The organism is Arthrobacter sp. D1-29, from assembly GCF_054130585.1.
In genome coordinates, this window is sequence record NZ_CP096383.1 from 2319856 (window position 1) to 2337696 (window position 17841).

Below are 17841 nucleotides of genomic sequence, written 5' to 3' on the forward strand. Positions count from 1 at the left end.
TTCGGCACGCGACAGTAATACGAAGTTGAAGCCCAAGGAAATACTGTTGTCGGTCGGATCTTTCCCCCCCCGGGTCTTCGGCAGCGCGGGACATCATCTTGGTCGCGATGTCCGGCCGTCCGGGCTGGCTCTGGACCTACGGGCAACGAGCCAACTCGGTAATAGTCCCGTGTGGAACCTCGTCTGAAAGTTCAACAGTGAATGCGTTGTGATCCTGCAAGGTGCCGCGGCGCCGCGGGGAAGCCCAGCTGGCAGGCACAGACGAGGGGGTGCGGGCGGAGAGCAACGAGGAGACCCTTGCCAAACTCAGGCCTGCGTTCTCCCCGAGCGGCACTGTTACCGCAGGCAATGCGGCCGGCCCGGACACCACACTGCCCGATAAACCAGCCCATGCCATCGGCAAGGCACTGGAGACGGCCGGCTGGGGCGTTGACGATCTGGACTTCGTGGAGATCAATGAGGCGTTTGCCTCGGTCTCTGTCCACTCGGCCGCGCAGCTGGGGATCGGCATGGACCGTGTCAACGTCAACGGGGGAGCCATCGCGCTCGGCCATCCCATTGGCGCTTCCGGAGCACGTGTGGTGGTGGCTGCCGTCTATGAGCTCCAGAGGCGCGGTACCGGCAAGGCCGCTGTAGCGCTGTGCGGCGGCGGCGGCCAAGGCGAAGCATTGCTCCTGTCACGATGACGCCCGAAAGCCACGAAAGGACCAGGACCGGATGACACAGAATCCAACGGGATCACGCGGAACGACTCAAGTACTCCGCTTCATCCGGCAGAAGGAAGCGGCAAATCCGCAGGACCTACATCGGAGGATCCATTGTGGTCCAGGCAAATCACATCCTTAGCCTGGGAAGGGTGGTGGTGGGGGGATCCCGCAGCAGAGTCAGCAACCGATTCCGAACTCAGGACCACGGAGGATTCCTAGATTTTACGGATCCGGGACCTGGAAGGGGCGCCAACGAGGCCCACTCTCTTAACGCTCGCAGCCCCAGTTGCGCTTCCGGGACGATTGCATAGCCAGAGTAGCCGGATTTACTTGCCCTCAGAACGGGAGTTCTCGAAGGTACTTTCTCGTCCTACTAACTGCCGATAATGGACCTTTCATCACAACGGGGGAGTCCTCGTGGTGTCCGCATCGGAGCTGAAATGTGGCCAAAGGAAGGTGTGGACAATGTCCACACTCTTGGCTTCGGATCGGGTCGTACATCGGTCGGATTCGCTCGGATTTCCTATGTTTTTCGGGACTTCCCTGTATTTGCAAGGCCTGGAACGCAGTTCGAGTCCCACCTCGGGCACAAAAGATCCCCTCGTCAGAGGGGATTTTGCTTTAACGTGTGTACAAAGCTTGTGGTGGCGTCCCTCTGACGCTGGTGCGCGGGCTGAGGCCTGGCCGCCGCGGTGGCCTATTCAGGTGTGTGGGTGGCGGGTTCAGGACCCTGGCTGGTGGTTCCTCCGCCTGCTCTGTACTGGGACTATGTGCTTCCTCGTTCCCGTTCTGTCGGGTTTGTCGTGGGTGGCCAACACCTATTCATGGTTCGGGGTTGCGGGCACAACATGACGTCGGCGAAATTCTTCTTTAGCGGCCTCGGCTTAGTCATCACGGGAGCCGTGTTGGTTCGGTTTGTCGAGCCAAAGTGGTTGTGGACACTGTCCACACTGACGTCTGCTTTTTGACCCCCAGGCAGGCTTGGATTGCTGTTTCTCGTAGCTCTACAGGAATTCATTGGCGGCATATGGGCTGAACGACATCGCTATCACCGTCCATATGTGGGCGGTGCGCTCCAAGGGGAGAAGGGTGTCGGCCCCCACGTGTCAGGTTGAGTTTTAGGACACACCCGTGACGTTGTCCGGAAAGAAAAGAAATGGCTCTATTCTGGCAGCCGCTCCAAGAGTGTCCGATGTCAGGTTGGGGTGTGCCCAACTGGACGAACACTGGGGTCCTCAAAGCGGATCGTCGGCAGTCCTTGATGTTGCTCCACGCCGAGTGCACATCGGCACCTCGCGGCGCCTTTGCAACGGGATGAGTCATGTAGGTCCGGATGATGGTGGCTTCCCCTCAGTGCGGGAAGCCACCACTGCTCTATCGGTTTATAACTAGTTCCTCGGATTCTGGGGTGTGTTAGGTCGAGATGGCGGCGGCAGTGCGGAGGCCGGAGTTGCCGCTGGAGGATTCGGGCGTGTTGGATGTTCTGGCCGAGACACGGTAGCGGTTGCAGTACGAGTCATGGCATAGGTAGGAACCTCCGCGCATTACCCTGCCGGCGCCAATGGTGGGTCCAGGAGGATTTTTCGCAGGGGATTTGCGGTAGTACTTGGGCAGGAACCAGTCGGCGCACCATTCCCACACGTTGCCGGCGACGGGGGGTGTCGTAGAAGCACCGGTCCGTAGGATGAAGCTCCAAAAGGTACTGAGATGGTAGATGCACTTAGTGGACGGGTGTTTCGCCGTTGACTGCATCTCTGCGCTGCAGGATGATGTGCGTTGGCGGGTGTTCAGTTCCTTGCTGGGGAGGGCCTCTGGTCTTCACTTGGGGGAGGCCCGTCGGGGAGCTGACTTCCGGTCTCAGAACTGTTGGAGTCAGCTCCCGTCTTCTTCACCCGCACCCGCCGAGAATGCAAGACAGATCCCTGAGCAAGACTCATTGCCTTCCCGCAGATTTGGTCCGGGACCGCCGTTTACGTGTGGCCAGCCGGAGATGAGGTCATCCAGTCGGGGTGTCGGCTGTGGATACAGCTTGTCCTCTTTTGCGCGTACTTTGAAGAGATCCATTTACCCAGGGGCGTACTCTATGGGGAAGTGGAGGCCCCGATGATGGGAGGCCGTCCGCGGGTCCGCGCACTGCAGGGCAGTGCGGCAGCTACCGCTTCCTGTGTCTGGGTGATGCCGATAATACTGACCGATAACCTGGTCGCCGCCAGACTCTTGTCGGTGGGGTTGGAGAAGGAGACGTTCAGGGGAACAGTCGCGCCGGGGGGACAGCGGCGAACCTGGTTCCCCGGTAAGGTCGGGGGTGTTCATCGAGGACTGTTGAGACTGGACCAGGACACCGCTAGCTTGGATAGGGCCGGTGGCGACGATCATGAGGCCGGCCTCTTGGCTGGCGTCGAAGATGGTGCCTGCCGAAAGAACAAAGGCCAGGAGACCGGCAAGCAGCACTTTCACTGCCGTGCTGGCCTTGGCCACGGTCGGGTGCAAATATCCGGTTTTGTTCATGGGGAGCTGCTGGCGTCCGGCAGGACCGTATCGGGTGGCTGCGTATTCGAGGGCAGTAGATTCTCGCGAAGATAAGAAATCTTTTAGCGGATTCAAGCCCTCAGATAAGCTTGATCATGGACACCATCGCCGCGGTATTTCTTGTTTCTGGAGCGGCTGCGGTGTGGATTGGCGTGACGATCTTGGTCATTGTGTGCGGCCCCCGCCGGGCAACTCTCAGGCGCCGATCAATGGTCATACGTTACCGGTATGGTGCCCGTGGCCGAGCAGCCTGGCAGTTGGCGCAAATTGAAGAGACCACCGTAGCGGCCCCAGCCAGCCCACTCGCGGCAGCTCAGCGGGCACGATTGGGATAAGCACGTGAGAAAGGAGCCTTACGATGACCGTGTCGCATGAGACCGCATTGGCAGAGCTGGCAGGGCATTTGAAGCCGGTATTCGAGCAAAGCCCTGACGGCGTTTACCTCTGGCTCGACGAACAGCACAAGGTCTGCAACCAGCGGTTGGCCGGCATGTTTGGGTACGACGTCCGCGAGTGGCAGGAGGTCGACGACTTCGCCGACACGTTCATTGCGGACGAGAGTCGGTCACTGTATGTCTGGCACTACCAGCACCAAGTCGGCGGCCTGCAGTATCCGGTGTCCTTCCGCTTCCGTGGCAAGCGCAAGGACGGGTCAACTTTTGACGCGGAGACGGACATGATTCCGCTGACGTACGCCGGGTATGTCGTCGCCTACCACTTCGTCCGCCAAGTCGGCGCCTAGCTACAGGGGGGATTGGGACGATGAGTGCACCGTCCCCATCCCATTCGGTGAAAGAAGCTCGATCAGCACAACGCCGCTGTGAGCGGATACTCGCTGGAGTGCCGCCGCTACATGCGGCAGTTGGCCTCGTGGCCAGGGCCGGGGGCGCCCCACAGCGCTACTTCACGTGCAGGAACATGTTTCGCGGCCGCTGATCAGCCGTGTCGGAGGCGCTATCGGCATCTTCCTCCTTCGGATGTCGATGGAGACACTCGGCGCCGGTCCCACTAATGATGATCGCGGCCGGCGTCGCCCTTGCCGGTGGCGCACTATCCCAGTGGCTCGCTCCGGAGACAAAGGAAGGACTTGACCTAAGCGGCAGCGGGCTATTGCGACTGACGCTGATCGTTAAATGGGCATCCGGCATGTCAACTGACACACCGGATGTCCAGACTCATGAGGGCTGGAGAAAGTATTGCTCCTGTCCTATGGGATTACTTAGTGGGAACCGCTGCGGGGGGAGGTGTCGGGACGGCTTTGTAGGAGTCGAGGTACTGGGCGTCGAGGATGGCGTAGTCCATGCCCCATTTATTAAGGATCTCCTTGTACTCGGGCGAGCTGGCGAGGTGCTTTATGGCCTGTACCAGGGCCGGGGTCAGTTCAGAACCACCTGGCAGCGCCATGGAAAGAATGGTTCCGGGGATAGTGGCCCCCAGTTCCATCTCATTCGGATTCTGTTTGCTCGCCCAGGCCGCACCCGGTCCATCAGCGTAGGCGGCGTCTACCTGGCCGCTGCGCACCTGAAGAAACATCTCTTGCCCATTGGGGACGGAAATGAGGTTGATGGGGGCTTCCCCTCGTGCAACACAGTCGGCGCTGTAGGCCGGTCCCTTTGTTACTTGCTGGATGCTTCCCAAAGTCACCGCGATCTTGCGCCCACACATGGTCTTTTCACCAATGTTGAGTGGGTTTCCTGGCTTGGTGGCAATGCCGTACCCGCCGCGGGCGTAGCCGACCATGTCGATTACTTTCAAACGGTCCACGGTCACACCCATGTCGGCGATGACAGCATCAAAGCGTTTGGCCTGCAGTCCTGGGATGAGTGCATCGAAGGTCGAGCTCTTGTAGGCAATCTGGATGTCGAGGATCTTTCCCAGTGCGCGTGATATGTCCGCGTCCATTCCGACAAACGTCTTCCCGTCTGAGCCGGTAAACGAGGTGGGGGCATTCGTTGGGCTTACGCCGAAAACGATAACTCCTTTTTCGCGGAGGTCCTTGGGTACCAGCGAGGCAGCAGGCTCGTAGGCCTTGATTCCGTCAACGCTGGTGTACTCCTTCACGGACTTGGGATCGGCTGGTTCCGGCATCGCCCCTTGAACCTCAACTTGTTTCTTTGACGCGCCGGACTCGGTCGATGCCGCGGTGCCTCCGCATGCTGTCAGAGCCAGGACAACAGCGGCCAGCCCTGCACTCAACAGGAGCGGGCGATTCTTGGTCGTTTGAAGTTTCATAGTGATCTTGCACCTAACTAACGAAAATGGGGATTGGAATATTGCTAGAGCGCCGGCTGGGAGTCTTCGGTGACTTCCCAGCGAACGTTTTAGAGAACTTGACTGAGAAATTCTTTGGTCCGGCTATTTTTGGGATGTAGCAGCACTTCGGCCGGGTTACCGGTTTCGACGACGACTCCGCCGTCGAGGAATACGATTTCATCACCCACTTCCCGGGCGAAGCCGATTTCGTGAGTAACGACGACCATGCTGGTTCCTCCGGTGGCCAGTTCCTTCATGACCTCCAGAACCTCACCGACGAGTTCGGGGTCAAGTGCGGACGTTGGTTCGTCGAAAAGCATCATTTCGGGGTTCATGGCCAGGGCTCGGGCGATGGCGACCCTTTGCTGTTGCCCGCCGGAGAGCTGGCTTGGATAGTAGTCAGATTTGTTTTCGAGGCCCACCCGCTTCAGGAGAGCGTGGGCGCGTTTCACTATCTCGCTCTTGTTTTCCCTTTTAACCCAGCCAGGGGCAACGCACACATTTTCGAGAGCGGTCATGTGAGGGAAGAGGTTGAACTTTTGAAACACCATTCCGATTCGGGCCCGTTGACGGGCGATTCCGCTCTCATTCAGTTCGTAGTACTTGTTATTTTTGAGTTCGTAACCCATGCGTTCACCGTTGACGAAAATGCTTCCGCCGTCAGGTTTTTCCAAGAGATTCACGCAGCGCAAAAGAGTTGATTTGCCTGAGCCGCTGGGTCCCAAAAGGCAGACCACATCTCCGCGGTTCATTGAGAAGTCGATTCCTGACAATACCGGATTGTCACCGAAGTGTTTGCGCAGATTCTTGACTTCGAGAACTTTATCGTAAGTCATCAGTTGTTGTTGCTTTCTTGTAGGGCCACAATTGGCTGAGCTGTTTCCCGTTTCAACACAGCATTCCGGGGCGTGAATCCTCGTGCGAGACGCTGTTCGATTCGGCTCTGGAAATAGCTAAGGATCGAAGTGATGATCAGGTACCACAGTCCGGCGACGGTCAACAGCGGAATGGTTTGGTAGTTGGAGGCGTAGATCAGCTGCGCACTGTGCAGGAGATCAGCGATACCCACCACACTCACGAGGGAGGTGGCCTTGAGCAATGAAATGACCTGGTTACCGGTGGGGGGAATGATCATTCTCATGGCTTGAGGTATGAGAATCCTGAGGGTATTGAGCCTTCCCATGCCGAGGGCTTTCGCCGCTTCGGTTTGGCCGGAATCGACGCCCAGGAATCCGCCCCTGGTAATTTCAGCCATGTAGGCTGCCTCGTTGAGGGTCAGGCACAGGATGGCAGCAACAATGGGCGTCATGACCACATTCGTGTCCACCTGCAGGAAAGTCAGACCGAACGGAAGCTCGACGCCAAGTGTTGGGTAGAGTGCAGACAAATTGAACCAAAAAATCAGCTGAACGAGAACGGGCGTGGCGCGAAAGAACCACACGTAAAAGCCTGCTATTGAATTGAGCAGCTTGTTCTTTGACATTCGCATAACACCGATGACGCCACCGAGCACGGTCCCCAGCACCATGCAGACCGCTGTCAGCCAAAGAGTCAGCAATATGCCCTCAAGAATAGTCTGGGCGGTGAAATACTCAGCCACTACATCCCAGCGAAGATTCTCATTCAGCAGGACGGAAATAAGCATTGCGAGGGCCAACCCCGCCACAATGATCGAAGCCACAATTTTCCCGACATGGCGTTGACGGACAATGGGAAATGAGTCTTCGGGAACCTCGCTCCGATGCGCCGGTTCCTGGCTGCGATTATTTTCTTTGCTTTGAACACTATGCATAGTTGTCATGCCTTACCTGCGTGGGAGCCGATCGAGCGCGTGGGCTCCATGAATTGAAATTTTCTATCTTTTTTCCCCTGAACCATGTCCGCTGCGATTCGTCCGATTCCCGGGCACATCTTGAACCCGAATCCCGCAAAGCCGTTTGCCAGAAGAACACTTTCGCTGCGGGGCAGGAAGCCGAGGAAAGGAATCCAGTCATCCACATAGAAATCTGTCCAGGCACATGCCCTTATCGGACTCTTGCTGAGTCCCGGAAAATACCTTGCGACGTGTCTTTCCATGTCTTGGATCTCATCCACAGTCTGGCCGCGGAAGTAGTCATCGGGTCCGGCCATATCCGTGGGCGCGCCGCCGGGAGCGATCTTTACTGAACCACCACCATCAAGGCTCGGCGCTCCATAAAGGGTCCCGTCATCAACCAAACGCTGAAAGACAGGAAAGTTTTCTGCGGTGAAGTCATGCCCGGGCAGGGGGCTGAACCAAGTCAACTTGATACGGCCGGCACGGCTTTTGTCCCGAAGCTCAGAGGGGAGATTGTCCCCGGACCAAGAACCGGTGGTCACGATTGCCTTTTTGGCAGTCCACTCGTTTTGCCCATCCGTCATCACCACACCCTCCGCCGAAGCGTGCTTAATGGAGATCTTTGAATAGTCCCGGACCTGGGCTCCGAGATGTCTTGCGCGAGCGACTGCCGTCAGAACTGCTTGTTCGCAACGAATGTATCCCTGGGTGGAATCAAACATTCCAATCTCGCCCTGGTCAAGCAGGTGCTCGGGGAAGCGATTCTCCATGTCCAGCCCGCTGAGGTACTCCATCTCAAGACCGGCCTTTTCCGCTGCTACTTGAGCGGCAACCATCCGGGAATCACCCGGACGGCCAATCATGAGGCCTCCAGTTTCGGTCAGGATTTGGACGTCCGAGAACTCCTGAAGGTTCTCCCAGCGACTGCGAGCCATATCTATCACGGGGTTGTACTCCGGACCGCTGGTCTGCATCCGCCGGAACAATCGTGACTCGCCTCCAACGGCACCCCGATCATGGCCAATCCCGAACTGTTCAAACCCGACGACATTTAAGCCGTCCTCAGCGAGCTGCCAGAGCGCCATGCTCCCCATGGCCCCCAAGCCGATCACGGCAACGTCGAATTCCGTATGCATAACATTCCTTTTTGCTGTTCCAGCTCAAATGACCAAGGGGATGCAGCGTGGGTGTCGCTGTCACATCAGTGCGCCTATCTCCGATTGAAGCGCGCAAACCCGAGGCCCCATACCTTGCTTTGATCGCTTGCATTGCTCAGCGCCGAAGGTTCTGGGGCGGCGGAGCGTCGTTATGTAATGGTACTCACAGACTACTTGGTTCGACAAGATTGTCGGACATCTTTTTCTTTTGTTTGGATCCCAGCGCAAGCTGAGCGCATAGTCCTGCTAGCGCTTGGGGCTCCGGCCCGCCTGATCTACCAGTTCGGTCAGCCATGGGCGGTGCCCCTGATGGAACACCATCCCGTCAGGCAGCCCCTGTACTCCTGGCACGGAATTTGTGATGCCGATGGTGATGCGGCCGCCTGCCATGGGAGCGTTGCCGATGTGGAGGTCGCCATAGGACTCCGGGAGGACCGGGTCCATCCATAGGCCCCCTTTGGAGACATCTGCGTCATACCGCATGAGGCTGGTTACAAGCATGATCGGTGTTGTCGCTGCCCAAGCCTGCGGTGAGCACGCCGTTGGGTAAGGCACAGGCTCGGGAAACTGGTGCCGGCTGAATCCGCAGAACAGTTCGGGCAGCCGACCGTCGGAGAAATTGGCGGCCTCAAGCAAGGCGGTGGAGATCCGTTGTGCCTCCTTGACAAAGCCGCAGCGCAGCAGGCCGGCTGCGATGATTGCGTTGTCGTGTGGCCAGACCGAGCCGTTGTGGTAGCTGGCTGGGTTGTACGCGCCCATGTCGCTGGCCAACGTCCGGACGCCCCAGCCGCTGAACATTTCCTGAGACATAAGCCGTTCGGCGACGAGCGGTGCCTTGTCCTCATCCACGATGCCGTGCCACAGGCAATGGCCCATATTGGACGCACACGCGTCGACCTGCCGCTTCTTCCCGTCGAGGGCCACTGCATAGTATCCGCGGTCCGGCATCCAGAACTGTTCGTTGAACCGCTTTTTCAGCTCCGCCGCGCTGGCGGCGAGTTCATTGCCTCTAGCTGTGTCGCCGGCGTCGTACGCCATCCACGACCGCGCCATGTAGGCAGTGTAGACGTAGGCCTGCACCTCGCAGAGGGCGATCGGCGGCTCGGCCAAGGTGCCGTCGGCGAAGTTGATGCCGTCCCAGGAGTCCTTCCAACCTTGGTTGATCAGCCCCTGGGGGTTTAGGCGTTCGTACTCGACGAACCCGTCTCCGTCCTTGTCCCCGTAGTCCCGGATCCAGTCCATGGCCCTGTCCGCGTGGGGCAGGAGAGCGGCGATGGTGTCCGGGGCAAACCCCCAGCGGCTGACGTCCCCGAGCAAGCAGACGAACAGGGGAGTGGCGTCGACGCTTCCGTAGTAAACGGACTTCCCGCCCAGGGACAACCCGCTGGAAACATCGAGCCGTACCTCGTGCAGGATCTTGCCCGGTTCCTCCTCGCTCATCGGATCCACCAGGCTGCCCTGGCGGTCAGCGAGCGTCTGCAGTGTGCCCAGGGCCAGGGATGGATCGACAGGCATCGCCATCTCGGATGCCCACAGCGCGTCCCTGCCGAAGAGGGTCATGAACCAGGGCGCTCCGGCGGCCACCACTACGCGGTCCGGGTGGTCCGGGTCCTCTATTCGCAGGGAGCCCAGATCGTCGTAGCTGCGCCGCAGTGTCCGTTGGATGGACTGGTTTCCCATCTGCAGCACGGGAATCTTCGCCACCCATTCCTGTCGGCGTAGATCGCGGGGGGACAATCCGTCCCCGTCAGGGTGGACAAACGTCGCTGCGGAAAATGATCCCTCGTTGTTGGGCACCACGGTCAGGACCGTGCTCCAGTAACCGTGCGGCGGAATGGACAGCCGGTACGTGAGGGTGCTCGGTGCAAGGCTTGCTCCGGGTGCGTGGACGGTGATGCCCTTCCGGACGTCCTGCCAGGCGGCCCGGATGGTGAGATTGTCGGCGTCGACTTGGCTGGTTTTGTTCCAGCGCCGCTGGATCCGAGCCTCCTTTACCTCGAAGAGGTCCGCGAAGTCCGCTTCGATTCTCAGGGCGATCACGCATTCAGCCTCTTCGCGGGAGTGGTTGCGGAGGGTGATCTGCTCCTGGACGCCGGCCCCCACCTCACGCAGCCGCTCCACGATCAGCGGGCTGTCTGCATATCCGTCGGAACGGTGAACGCGCCCGGCAAACAGCGCGCGATAGGGCTCCAGGGTCAGGGCTGTCAGCGGCTCAAGCGGCAGGCCGTTGATGGTCAGGCTCCAACCGGACAGGATACGGGTGTCCTGGACGAAAAGACCGTGTGGTTGTTCGGAGTGCATGTCCCCGTTCTGCAAGGAGATGCAGAAGGACGAACCCTCGACCAAGGTGACAGTACCTACCCCGAGCGCACCGGCGGCAGTATCAGCATTCCATCCGGCCATTCCAGCGCCTCCCACACATCACATACAGCGTGCCTTGGCCCTGTGGTCAAGCCACTAGCATCCTTTGATAGACGCTACGCTTGCTTGCCATCGCTTGCCAGACCTCAAGTTGCAGGCCATCCCAGGGGCGGAAGGTCGGTCCGATGGCGGGAATTTCGCCCGTCAACCGGATGCGATAGGCCAGGGCAATACCCGGCAAGTGGACTGATGATCTGCAGGGCTTTGGGAGGGACCTGTTGGTGGTCTCCGGCAGGTGTGGAACTCTGGACGTGCTGTCGGTGGGTCACCATAGGATTGCAGGCGTTGTAGACTAAGCCCGCTGTGAAGCAGACTCTGAGCAGCCGTTCAGCCTCTCTTCGGGACTGTCACCGCCCGCTGTTCCGGGACCATCATGTGCTCGTCGTGTTGGTGGTAATGGTCCTCGATCGCTCGTCGTGCAACCGAAACATCACCGCCCGCTATGGCTTCCAGGAGCTCAAGATGGCGTGCGGTGGCTAATTGGCCGGGGTACGGCACGCCCGGACGCAAGAGCGGGACGGTAATCACACTAAGAAAGGGCTGCAGTCGTTGCCACGTATCCAGAAGCCAGGGATTTTTGCTTTCAGCCACGAGCGAGCCGTGGAACTTCCGATCGAGTTCCCAGAGGGCGTCCCAATCACGAGGAAGCTCGAGCTCTTCCATCGCTTCAGCGCTTTCGCGCATGATGTCCAGAGTCGCGGTGCTGACTGGGAATTCAATGCTCTTTGTGGCCTGGAGTTCAAGCATGGCGAACACCTCGCCCAGCCCTATGACATCGTCATAAGTGAATTCCCGCACGGAGAATCCTCTGTGAGGTTCTCCAACGACGAATCCCATCGCGGCAAGGCGCTGCAGGGCCTCTCGGATGGTCCCTCTGGAGACCTTGTGCTCTTCCGCCAGGGCGACTTCCGCGAGCCTTTCGCGGGGATACCTCAACCCCAGTAGGATCTCAGTCCGAAGGCTGATAGCCACCGCCTCAACCCGGGTGGGCTTAGCCGTGCGGTCTATTCCCGCACGCAGTAAGTCGGTCATTGTCGGCACTCCTAGTCTGTTTACGATACGGACACGACTCGGTACAACCGCGGCCTGCATCACCAATTACACCAGTTGTTTCGCTGTCCCTTCTCCATCCTGCTCCCAGTTGCTGAGGCAGTCGTGAGGATTTCCCGGCCAAGGGAGTTCCCGCCCCTGATCGGAACTTAACGGCGTCGCTGACGCGTCCAGATCCTTAGGCCGCGCAATACATGCGATCAGATCCCCTTCGTTCGCCGCGAGACTCGACAGCCCATACAGGAGGACGCCTGAAATGGGAGACCGCGCCTCTTGAAGTACGGTCCCGAACGGATCCTCAACGACCCCAAGTAACGCCCCGGCGTCGATGAATGAACCTGGCTCGACGTTTCTGTACCACAGGCCCGGGATCTCACACATCACGGCTTGATTCTCGAAAACAGGCAGAGGCTTCCTCTCTTCTCGGCCCAGGCCCAGCAACCCCGCGAAGCCCGCAATTCGACGCAGGCCCTCCTGCTGGATCGCCACTTCTGCCGCAGACCATCGGCCCTCTCCGCCCACTTCAATCAGTGTGGACGGGATCCCCGCTTTGGCAGCGGCCCAAATGCTCGAGCCCACGGCTTCGAACAGCACAATGCGCGGCACATCGAACTGATCAGCCAGTTCACGTGACAGATCGTCCACATCCGCAGTTCCCACCGGGCTCACGCCGGCAAAGCTTTCCAGAGTCTCGGGAATATCGCCGCTGTGGCAGTCGACGTAGTAGTCTGCGCGGGAAATGACGTTGGACCACAGCCAGTAGGCAAGACGGTCGGTGCTGCCGCCGTCCGGGTTGCCGGGGAAAGCACGGTTGAGGTTCTTGCCGTCCATAGGGTTGACGAATGCACTCCTGCCCTGAAAGGAGAGGGGACTGGACTGAAGCGAGGCGATTACCGTTCCTTGAATAGCGGAAGCATTTAAGCCAAAAACGAACTCCCGCACGGCCACCATGGACACGTACTCGCCCCCGTGGATGCCTGCGGTAACAGCAAGGACGGGGCCGGGCCGTTCCCCATGCACAATGACTACCGGAAGGCGAAGTGTCCTTCCGTGGATCTCGACTGAACAGTAGCCCGCCGCCGTGGTTCCTGGGTCAGCAACCACGGCCCCTACGCTGAAGGCCTCATGTGCATTATTCATGTCGGTTCCAGTAAATGTTGGGCCTTTAGCTCAGTGGCAAGGAGGTTAGTTGGGAATCTGGTCCAAGGAACCGGGCCGGATTCATGAAGCTGACGTCAGTGGCAGTCGTTCCGTCTATCACCAGGTCCGCGGCGATGGCACCCAGCGCGGAGGCCATCTTGAAGCCGTGGCCCGAGAAGCCTACCGCCGCTATGACACCTTCCATTCCCGGCACCTTCCCCAGCAGGCCTGTCCCATCGGGAGTATAGCCGTCAGCACACAGGGCAACCCGTACCGGTTCCGGAACGAGACTCGGAATGTACTCTGCTACCCATGCTCGTATGGTATCCAAATACTTCGGGTCCCAAGAGAGGGGTTTCTCCATGGACTCGACTTCGTCCATGTAGACGCTGCCGGCGACTTTAACCGTCCAACCGTCTGCACTTGGGAACCCATAGAAACCAACGTCGTGGATTCTGCGCATGAACACCGGCAAACCTTCCCGGCTGAATTTAGACGGATCCGAGATGGGGAACCATGTCAGGACCTGCGGCCGAACTGAGAGATGAACGCCAAGTTCCTTGCATACGGCTCCGGCTCCGGTGCCCTGGGAGATAATCACCCTGGAGGCAACGATCTCTTCCTGATCGGTCCGGACGATGTACCGGTCACCATACGGCTCAACTGACTGCGCCTTACGGTTTCCCAGGAACTGCGCGCCGAGCCTGGCCGATTCCACCAGCGCGGTGGCCACTGCTTTCTCGGAATACACGTAGCCGCCCTCAGGGTCAAAGAGTGCCACGTCTGTGTCCCTGATCACGTGTTCGGGATATTTTGCCCTCGCCTTATCGCCCCGGAGGGTTTCATAATCTAGGCCACTCGTTTTCCCTGCCTCGATGAGCGATTCGAGTAAAGGATGGTCTTCATCAAGCATTGTGACGAAGCCTGTGGTGTTGAGCAGGGGCATTCCGCCGATTTTTTCCAGGTCGCGCCACAAATCCTGCGACCTCTGCAGAATCGGTGTGTAATGCCCGCCTTCCGCGTACACCTTGCGGAAAAGGCGCGATTCCCCGGCGTAGGCAGAAAAGGGCCCGGGTATCGAAAACCGGTCCACGCCAATGACCTTCAGTCCGCGAGAGGCAAGCTGCCAGCTTGCCATGCTCCCCACAGAACCGACTCCAACAATGACAACGTCCGTTTCGAGGGTAGTCATGGCTTTACAGCCCCTTTCGTGAAGAGCTGTCGGACATCTCACACCAACCGGCGGTTGGCTTGCATCCTCGCTCCGCTGTCCGGGCATGGAACGTGACTAGGGGTGGGGTGATCATGCTTTGACTTCCTCCTGTGATCGCAGATCAGAACCTGGCATTCAAACATTGTCCTTCATTATTGTCGGACAACGTGTATGATCGTCACTGTAGCACCTTGCAGTTGGATTCGGAACGGGCGACTGGAAGAGGCGGGCACGCCCCCATTGAGGGCGTCAGCGGGCTCAGGACGGATTCCTGGTGCTACAAAACTTTTTCTCAGGCCAACAGAGGTTGGCGTACATCTGCGCGGGCAAAGCTGCCCGGAATATGGAGTGATCATGGTCAAGGCGACAGTATTGAACGACACGACATCGGTAAATCTCGGAGAGCATGTAGCAAAAGCGACCAGTTCAACACCGGGACAGACCGAGGTGTCCTTCAAGTTTTGGGAAGACAATGGTCTTCGCACCGGGGTGTGGGAGGCCACGCCGGGCACATTCACCAGTACGCGCGAGGGATACAACGAGATCTGCCAGATCCTCAGTGGAACGGCAACCATCACCGACGAGAATGGCAGCTTCGACATCGGACCGGGCTCGCTGTTCGTCACTCCAGCCGGCTGGCGGGGCAGCTGGACTGTTCATGAAACCCTGCGCAAGATGGCGGTTGTTCAGGACCTCCCAGCCCAGCCGGCTGACTAGCTCTTCGACCATCCGTGCTTGCCGCTGCCCATCAGCGGTGGCGGCCCATCCAAAGACCAAGTTCAGTTATGCAGGACAGAGGACCTCATGCTTTCATCAACCACCGTCTCCGGAGCGAACACTGAACCAGTGGCAGCACGCCCGGACAAACGCTCCAGATATGCCGACGTTCCCGGAGGAGCCTTCTTCGAAGGCAAGTGGCAGACCGCCGGCCTGACCCTTGAGGTCAGGGATCCGGAAGACGGCCGGTTGATCGGGCGGGTATGCGAATCGACGCCACAGGATGTGAGGCGTGCCATAGACCACATTCACCGCCACCTCCAGGCAGACGACTGGCCGTTGCGGTCCCGTCGACAGGCGCTTGAAAAGGCAACACAATTGCTGGCTGAACAGTCTGAGCGCTTCGCAAACATCATTGCGGCAGAGAGCAGCAAGACCATCACCGAAGCAGAGCATGAGGTCCGCCGCTGCACTGAAACCCTGCGGCTTTCCGCGGCGGCTTCGACCGAGCTGGCGGGCCGGACACTGGGCTTTGAGGACAGCGTGGCTGGGGGGAACAAGATCGGCTGGTACAGCCGGAAACCGGTAGGAATCATTGCGGCCATCACGCCGTTCAACGATCCCCTCAACCTGGTGGCGCACAAGCTGGGGCCTGCTCTCATCGGAGGCAACGGCGTCGTACTTAAACCCTCCGGCCGCACCCCCCTGACGGGGCTGGCCCTGGTCCAGTTGCTGCTCGAAGCTGGCGTGCCGTCAGGACGGATTGCCGCCATCGCCGGTGGTCCGGGCGTTGCCGAAGCACTCGTCACGGATAGCCAGGTGGACCTGATTTCCTTCACCGGTGGTCCCCAAACGGCGGAACGCATCGCCGCAGCCGCCGGCGCAAAAAAGATCCTCTCCGAGCTCGGCGGCAACAACGCCACCATCGTCTGCGCTGACGCGGACGTGATCCAGGCAGCGGACGCCATTGTTGCCGGAGCATTCGGGGTTGCAGGGCAGAACTGCCTTTCCGTGCAGCGTGTCTACGTGGACATCTCGCTGTTCGAGCAGGTCCTCAAGCACGTTGTCCGCCGGACCAAGTCCCTCAAAGCCGGACCGAAGCTGGACCGGAGCTCCGACCTGGGTCCGATGATTTGTGAGGAGGAGGCGGAACGGGTCGCGGAATGGGTGGAAGAGGCCAGGGCGGCGGGAGCGACTATCCACGCGGGAGGCCAGCGCAGGAATGCCTACTACGAGCCGACGATCCTGACCGATGTACCGGCAGAGTGCAGGGTGATCCGGGAAGAAGTATTCGGTCCCGTGGTCAGCATTATTCCGTTCATTGAGGTCTCAGATGCCATCTACGCGGCCAACCAATCTGACTATGGACTCCAAGCGGGCGTATTCACGCAATCCATGGACCTTGCGCTGGCGATCGCCGACAAGCTGCACGTGGGCGCAGTGGTCATCAACGAGACCAGCGACGTCCGAATCGACTCCATGCCCTTTGGCGGATTCAAGAAATCCGGTGTAGGGCGGGAAGGCGTACAGTACGCCGTCCACGAGATGACCGAACCCAAGAGCACAATCATCAATCTGCGCGAACCGCAGGCGCGCTGGCAAGAGCGGGTTGGGTTCCCCGATGCCTTGCACGCAGCCACTGCTACGACCGCAGGGCTTGCGTCATGACTGCCGCCCCGGAACGCACCAGGCCGGTAGTTGCGGTTCTCTACCGAGATGTCCTGCCGCCACGGCTGGCGGAAATCCAGGAGCTCGCCGACGTCCGCCTGACCAAGGCCGGCCCTCTGGCCCAAGCAATGGACGGCGCGGAGATCTTGTACCAATGGCACTCCTTCTCACCTGCCCTACAGGAGAACTGGAATGCCGCTGCGGGCCTGAAATGGGTCCACAACCGGGCAGCAGGAGTAAGCCAACTGCTTTTCGATGAACTGACCCGGAGCAACGTCGTGTACACGAACTCCCGCGGAGTGCTCAGCCGGGGGATCGCAGAGTTTGTGCTCGGTTTCGTCCTGGACATCGCCAAGGACATGCACGGGTCGTTCAGGCTGCAGCACCAACAGCGCTGGCAGCACAGGATCACGCGAAAGATCGAGGGCCAGACGGCGCTGGTAGTCGGCACAGGTTCTATCGGTCGTGAGATCGCGAGGGTTTTCCAGGCGGTTGGGATGAAGGTCAGTGGAGCAGGGCGGACAGCCCGGCCAGGCGACGCGGATTTCGAACAGATCTATTCCTCCAGGGATCTGGTGGACGCCGTTCACGACTACGACTACGTGGTGCTCGCCGCGCCGCTGACCCCGGAGACCAGCGGCTTGGTGAACGCCGAAGTGCTTGCTGCTATGAAATCTACCGCGCATCTGATCAACGTAGGGCGCGGGGAACTCGTTGATACCGAGGCTCTCACTGAGGCTCTGACGTCAGGATCCATTGCCGGAGCGGCGCTGGACGTTGTACATCCGGAGCCTCTGCCTGAAGGGCATGCTCTGTGGAGCATGAAGAATGTCATCATCACACCCCACATGAGCGGTGACACGGAAGACTACCACGACGATCTTGACCGACTTTTTATCGACAATCTTCAGCGGTTCTGCAAGGGCGAACCCTTACGGAATGTCGTAGACAAGGCCCTTGGATTCGTCCCCTCGGAGTAGGGATGACTCGGGCGTTGCTGCCGAACTTGCGTTGCCGGATGTGACCCTCCGCTACTCCCGCGGGAGACCTGGCAGAAGTCTTCACGAGAGGACAGCTTCCGCCGGCACGGCTTCACCGGGCTCTGCGCAGCCCGGGAAGTTGCCAAGCATGGCGCCAGCTTCGCCCGTCTCGAACGCATGGGTAGGGGCA

The 17841-nt window shown here is 59.5% G+C and carries 12 protein-coding genes and 2 pseudogenes; 5 read left to right on the forward strand and 9 right to left on the reverse strand.

The window, feature by feature from the left end; all coding sequences use genetic code 11:
* Window positions 1–221: 221 nt before the first annotated feature.
* Window positions 222–686 (forward strand): annotated as a pseudogene (locus tag M1E17_RS10550) (thiolase family protein); the annotation flags it as partial.
* A gap of 1434 nt (window positions 687–2120) precedes the next feature.
* Here M1E17_RS10550 and M1E17_RS10555 read toward each other — a convergent pair.
* Window positions 2121–2360: pseudogene (locus M1E17_RS10555) on the reverse strand (formylglycine-generating enzyme family protein); the annotation flags it as partial.
* Window positions 2361–3594: 1234 nt separating this feature from the next.
* Here M1E17_RS10555 and M1E17_RS10560 point away from each other — a divergent pair.
* Window positions 3595–3978 (forward strand): hypothetical protein, encoded by a 384-nt coding sequence (locus M1E17_RS10560; RefSeq protein WP_457967214.1) that lies wholly within the window; start codon window positions 3595–3597, stop codon window positions 3976–3978.
* Between the two features lie 473 nt (window positions 3979–4451).
* Here the strand turns inward: M1E17_RS10560 and M1E17_RS10565 are convergent, their stop codons facing one another.
* The 8 genes from M1E17_RS10565 to solA form a co-directional block, all read right to left on the reverse strand.
* Window positions 4452–5324 carry a transporter substrate-binding domain-containing protein gene (locus M1E17_RS10565; RefSeq protein ID WP_457967216.1) on the reverse strand — a complete coding sequence of 291 codons (873 nt, stop codon included), beginning with the start codon at window positions 5322–5324 and terminating at the stop codon, window positions 4452–4454.
* Window positions 5325–5557: 233 nt separating this feature from the next.
* Entirely contained in the window at window positions 5558–6325 is a 768-nt protein-coding gene (locus tag M1E17_RS10570) for an amino acid ABC transporter ATP-binding protein (RefSeq protein WP_457967218.1), read from the reverse strand.
* Complete coding sequence (locus tag M1E17_RS10575; protein ID WP_457967220.1) at window positions 6325–7290, reverse strand: amino acid ABC transporter permease; 966 nt, start codon at window positions 7288–7290, stop codon at window positions 6325–6327. Before M1E17_RS10575 ends, M1E17_RS10570 begins: the two co-directional genes overlap by 1 nt.
* The gene (locus M1E17_RS10580; RefSeq protein ID WP_457967222.1) at window positions 7287–8441 is read right to left on the reverse strand and encodes an FAD-dependent oxidoreductase; all 1155 of its coding nucleotides are present in this window, start codon (window positions 8439–8441) and stop codon (window positions 7287–7289) included. Before M1E17_RS10580 ends, M1E17_RS10575 begins: the two co-directional genes overlap by 4 nt.
* A 267-nt stretch (window positions 8442–8708) precedes the next feature.
* The gene (locus M1E17_RS10585) at window positions 8709–10865 is read right to left on the reverse strand and encodes an amylo-alpha-1,6-glucosidase (RefSeq protein ID WP_457967224.1); all 2157 of its coding nucleotides are present in this window, start codon (window positions 10863–10865) and stop codon (window positions 8709–8711) included.
* Window positions 10866–11210: 345 nt separating this feature from the next.
* Window positions 11211–11915: a GntR family transcriptional regulator gene (locus M1E17_RS10590; RefSeq protein WP_457967226.1), complete on the reverse strand. Its 705-nt coding sequence runs from the start codon at window positions 11913–11915 to the stop codon at window positions 11211–11213.
* Window positions 11916–11981: 66 nt separating this feature from the next.
* Entirely contained in the window at window positions 11982–12884 is a 903-nt protein-coding gene (locus M1E17_RS10595; protein ID WP_457967697.1) for a hypothetical protein, read from the reverse strand.
* Window positions 12885–13098: 214 nt separating this feature from the next.
* Window positions 13099–14265 carry an N-methyl-L-tryptophan oxidase gene (gene solA, locus M1E17_RS10600; protein ID WP_457967228.1) on the reverse strand — a complete coding sequence of 389 codons (1167 nt, stop codon included), beginning with the start codon at window positions 14263–14265 and terminating at the stop codon, window positions 13099–13101.
* A gap of 375 nt (window positions 14266–14640) precedes the next feature.
* Between solA and M1E17_RS10605 the strand changes: the two genes are divergently transcribed.
* From M1E17_RS10605 to M1E17_RS10615, 3 genes are all read left to right on the forward strand, one after another.
* Window positions 14641–15003, forward strand: coding sequence for a cupin domain-containing protein (locus M1E17_RS10605; RefSeq protein ID WP_457967230.1), 363 nt, complete (start codon window positions 14641–14643; stop codon window positions 15001–15003).
* 87 nt (window positions 15004–15090) lie between these two features.
* Window positions 15091–16671, forward strand: a complete 1581-nt coding sequence (locus M1E17_RS10610) for an aldehyde dehydrogenase family protein (RefSeq protein WP_457967232.1) — start codon at window positions 15091–15093, stop codon at window positions 16669–16671.
* The gene (locus M1E17_RS10615) at window positions 16668–17651 is read left to right on the forward strand and encodes a D-2-hydroxyacid dehydrogenase (RefSeq protein WP_457967233.1); all 984 of its coding nucleotides are present in this window, start codon (window positions 16668–16670) and stop codon (window positions 17649–17651) included. The genes M1E17_RS10610 and M1E17_RS10615 overlap by 4 nt, the downstream gene beginning before the upstream one ends.
* Window positions 17652–17841 lie beyond the last annotated feature (190 nt).

Coding starts and splice junctions, on each gene's coding strand:
- M1E17_RS10560 (WP_457967214.1), top strand. CDS start 3,595: ATGACCGTGTCGCATGAGACCGCATTGGCAGAGCTGGCAGGGCATTTG.
- M1E17_RS10565 (WP_457967216.1), bottom strand. CDS start 5,324: ATGCCGGAACCAGCCGATCCCAAGTCCGTGAAGGAGTACACCAGCGTT.
- M1E17_RS10570 (WP_457967218.1), bottom strand. CDS start 6,325: ATGACTTACGATAAAGTTCTCGAAGTCAAGAATCTGCGCAAACACTTC.
- M1E17_RS10575 (WP_457967220.1), bottom strand. CDS start 7,290: ATGACAACTATGCATAGTGTTCAAAGCAAAGAAAATAATCGCAGCCAG.
- M1E17_RS10580 (WP_457967222.1), bottom strand. CDS start 8,441: ATGCATACGGAATTCGACGTTGCCGTGATCGGCTTGGGGGCCATGGGG.
- M1E17_RS10585 (WP_457967224.1), bottom strand. CDS start 10,865: ATGGCCGGATGGAATGCTGATACTGCCGCCGGTGCGCTCGGGGTAGGT.
- M1E17_RS10590 (WP_457967226.1), bottom strand. CDS start 11,915: ATGACCGACTTACTGCGTGCGGGAATAGACCGCACGGCTAAGCCCACC.
- M1E17_RS10595 (WP_457967697.1), bottom strand. CDS start 12,884: ATGGTGGCCGTGCGGGAGTTCGTTTTTGGCTTAAATGCTTCCGCTATT.
- solA (WP_457967228.1), bottom strand. CDS start 14,265: ATGACTACCCTCGAAACGGACGTTGTCATTGTTGGAGTCGGTTCTGTG.
- M1E17_RS10605 (WP_457967230.1), top strand. CDS start 14,641: ATGGTCAAGGCGACAGTATTGAACGACACGACATCGGTAAATCTCGGA.
- M1E17_RS10610 (WP_457967232.1), top strand. CDS start 15,091: ATGCTTTCATCAACCACCGTCTCCGGAGCGAACACTGAACCAGTGGCA.
- M1E17_RS10615 (WP_457967233.1), top strand. CDS start 16,668: ATGACTGCCGCCCCGGAACGCACCAGGCCGGTAGTTGCGGTTCTCTAC.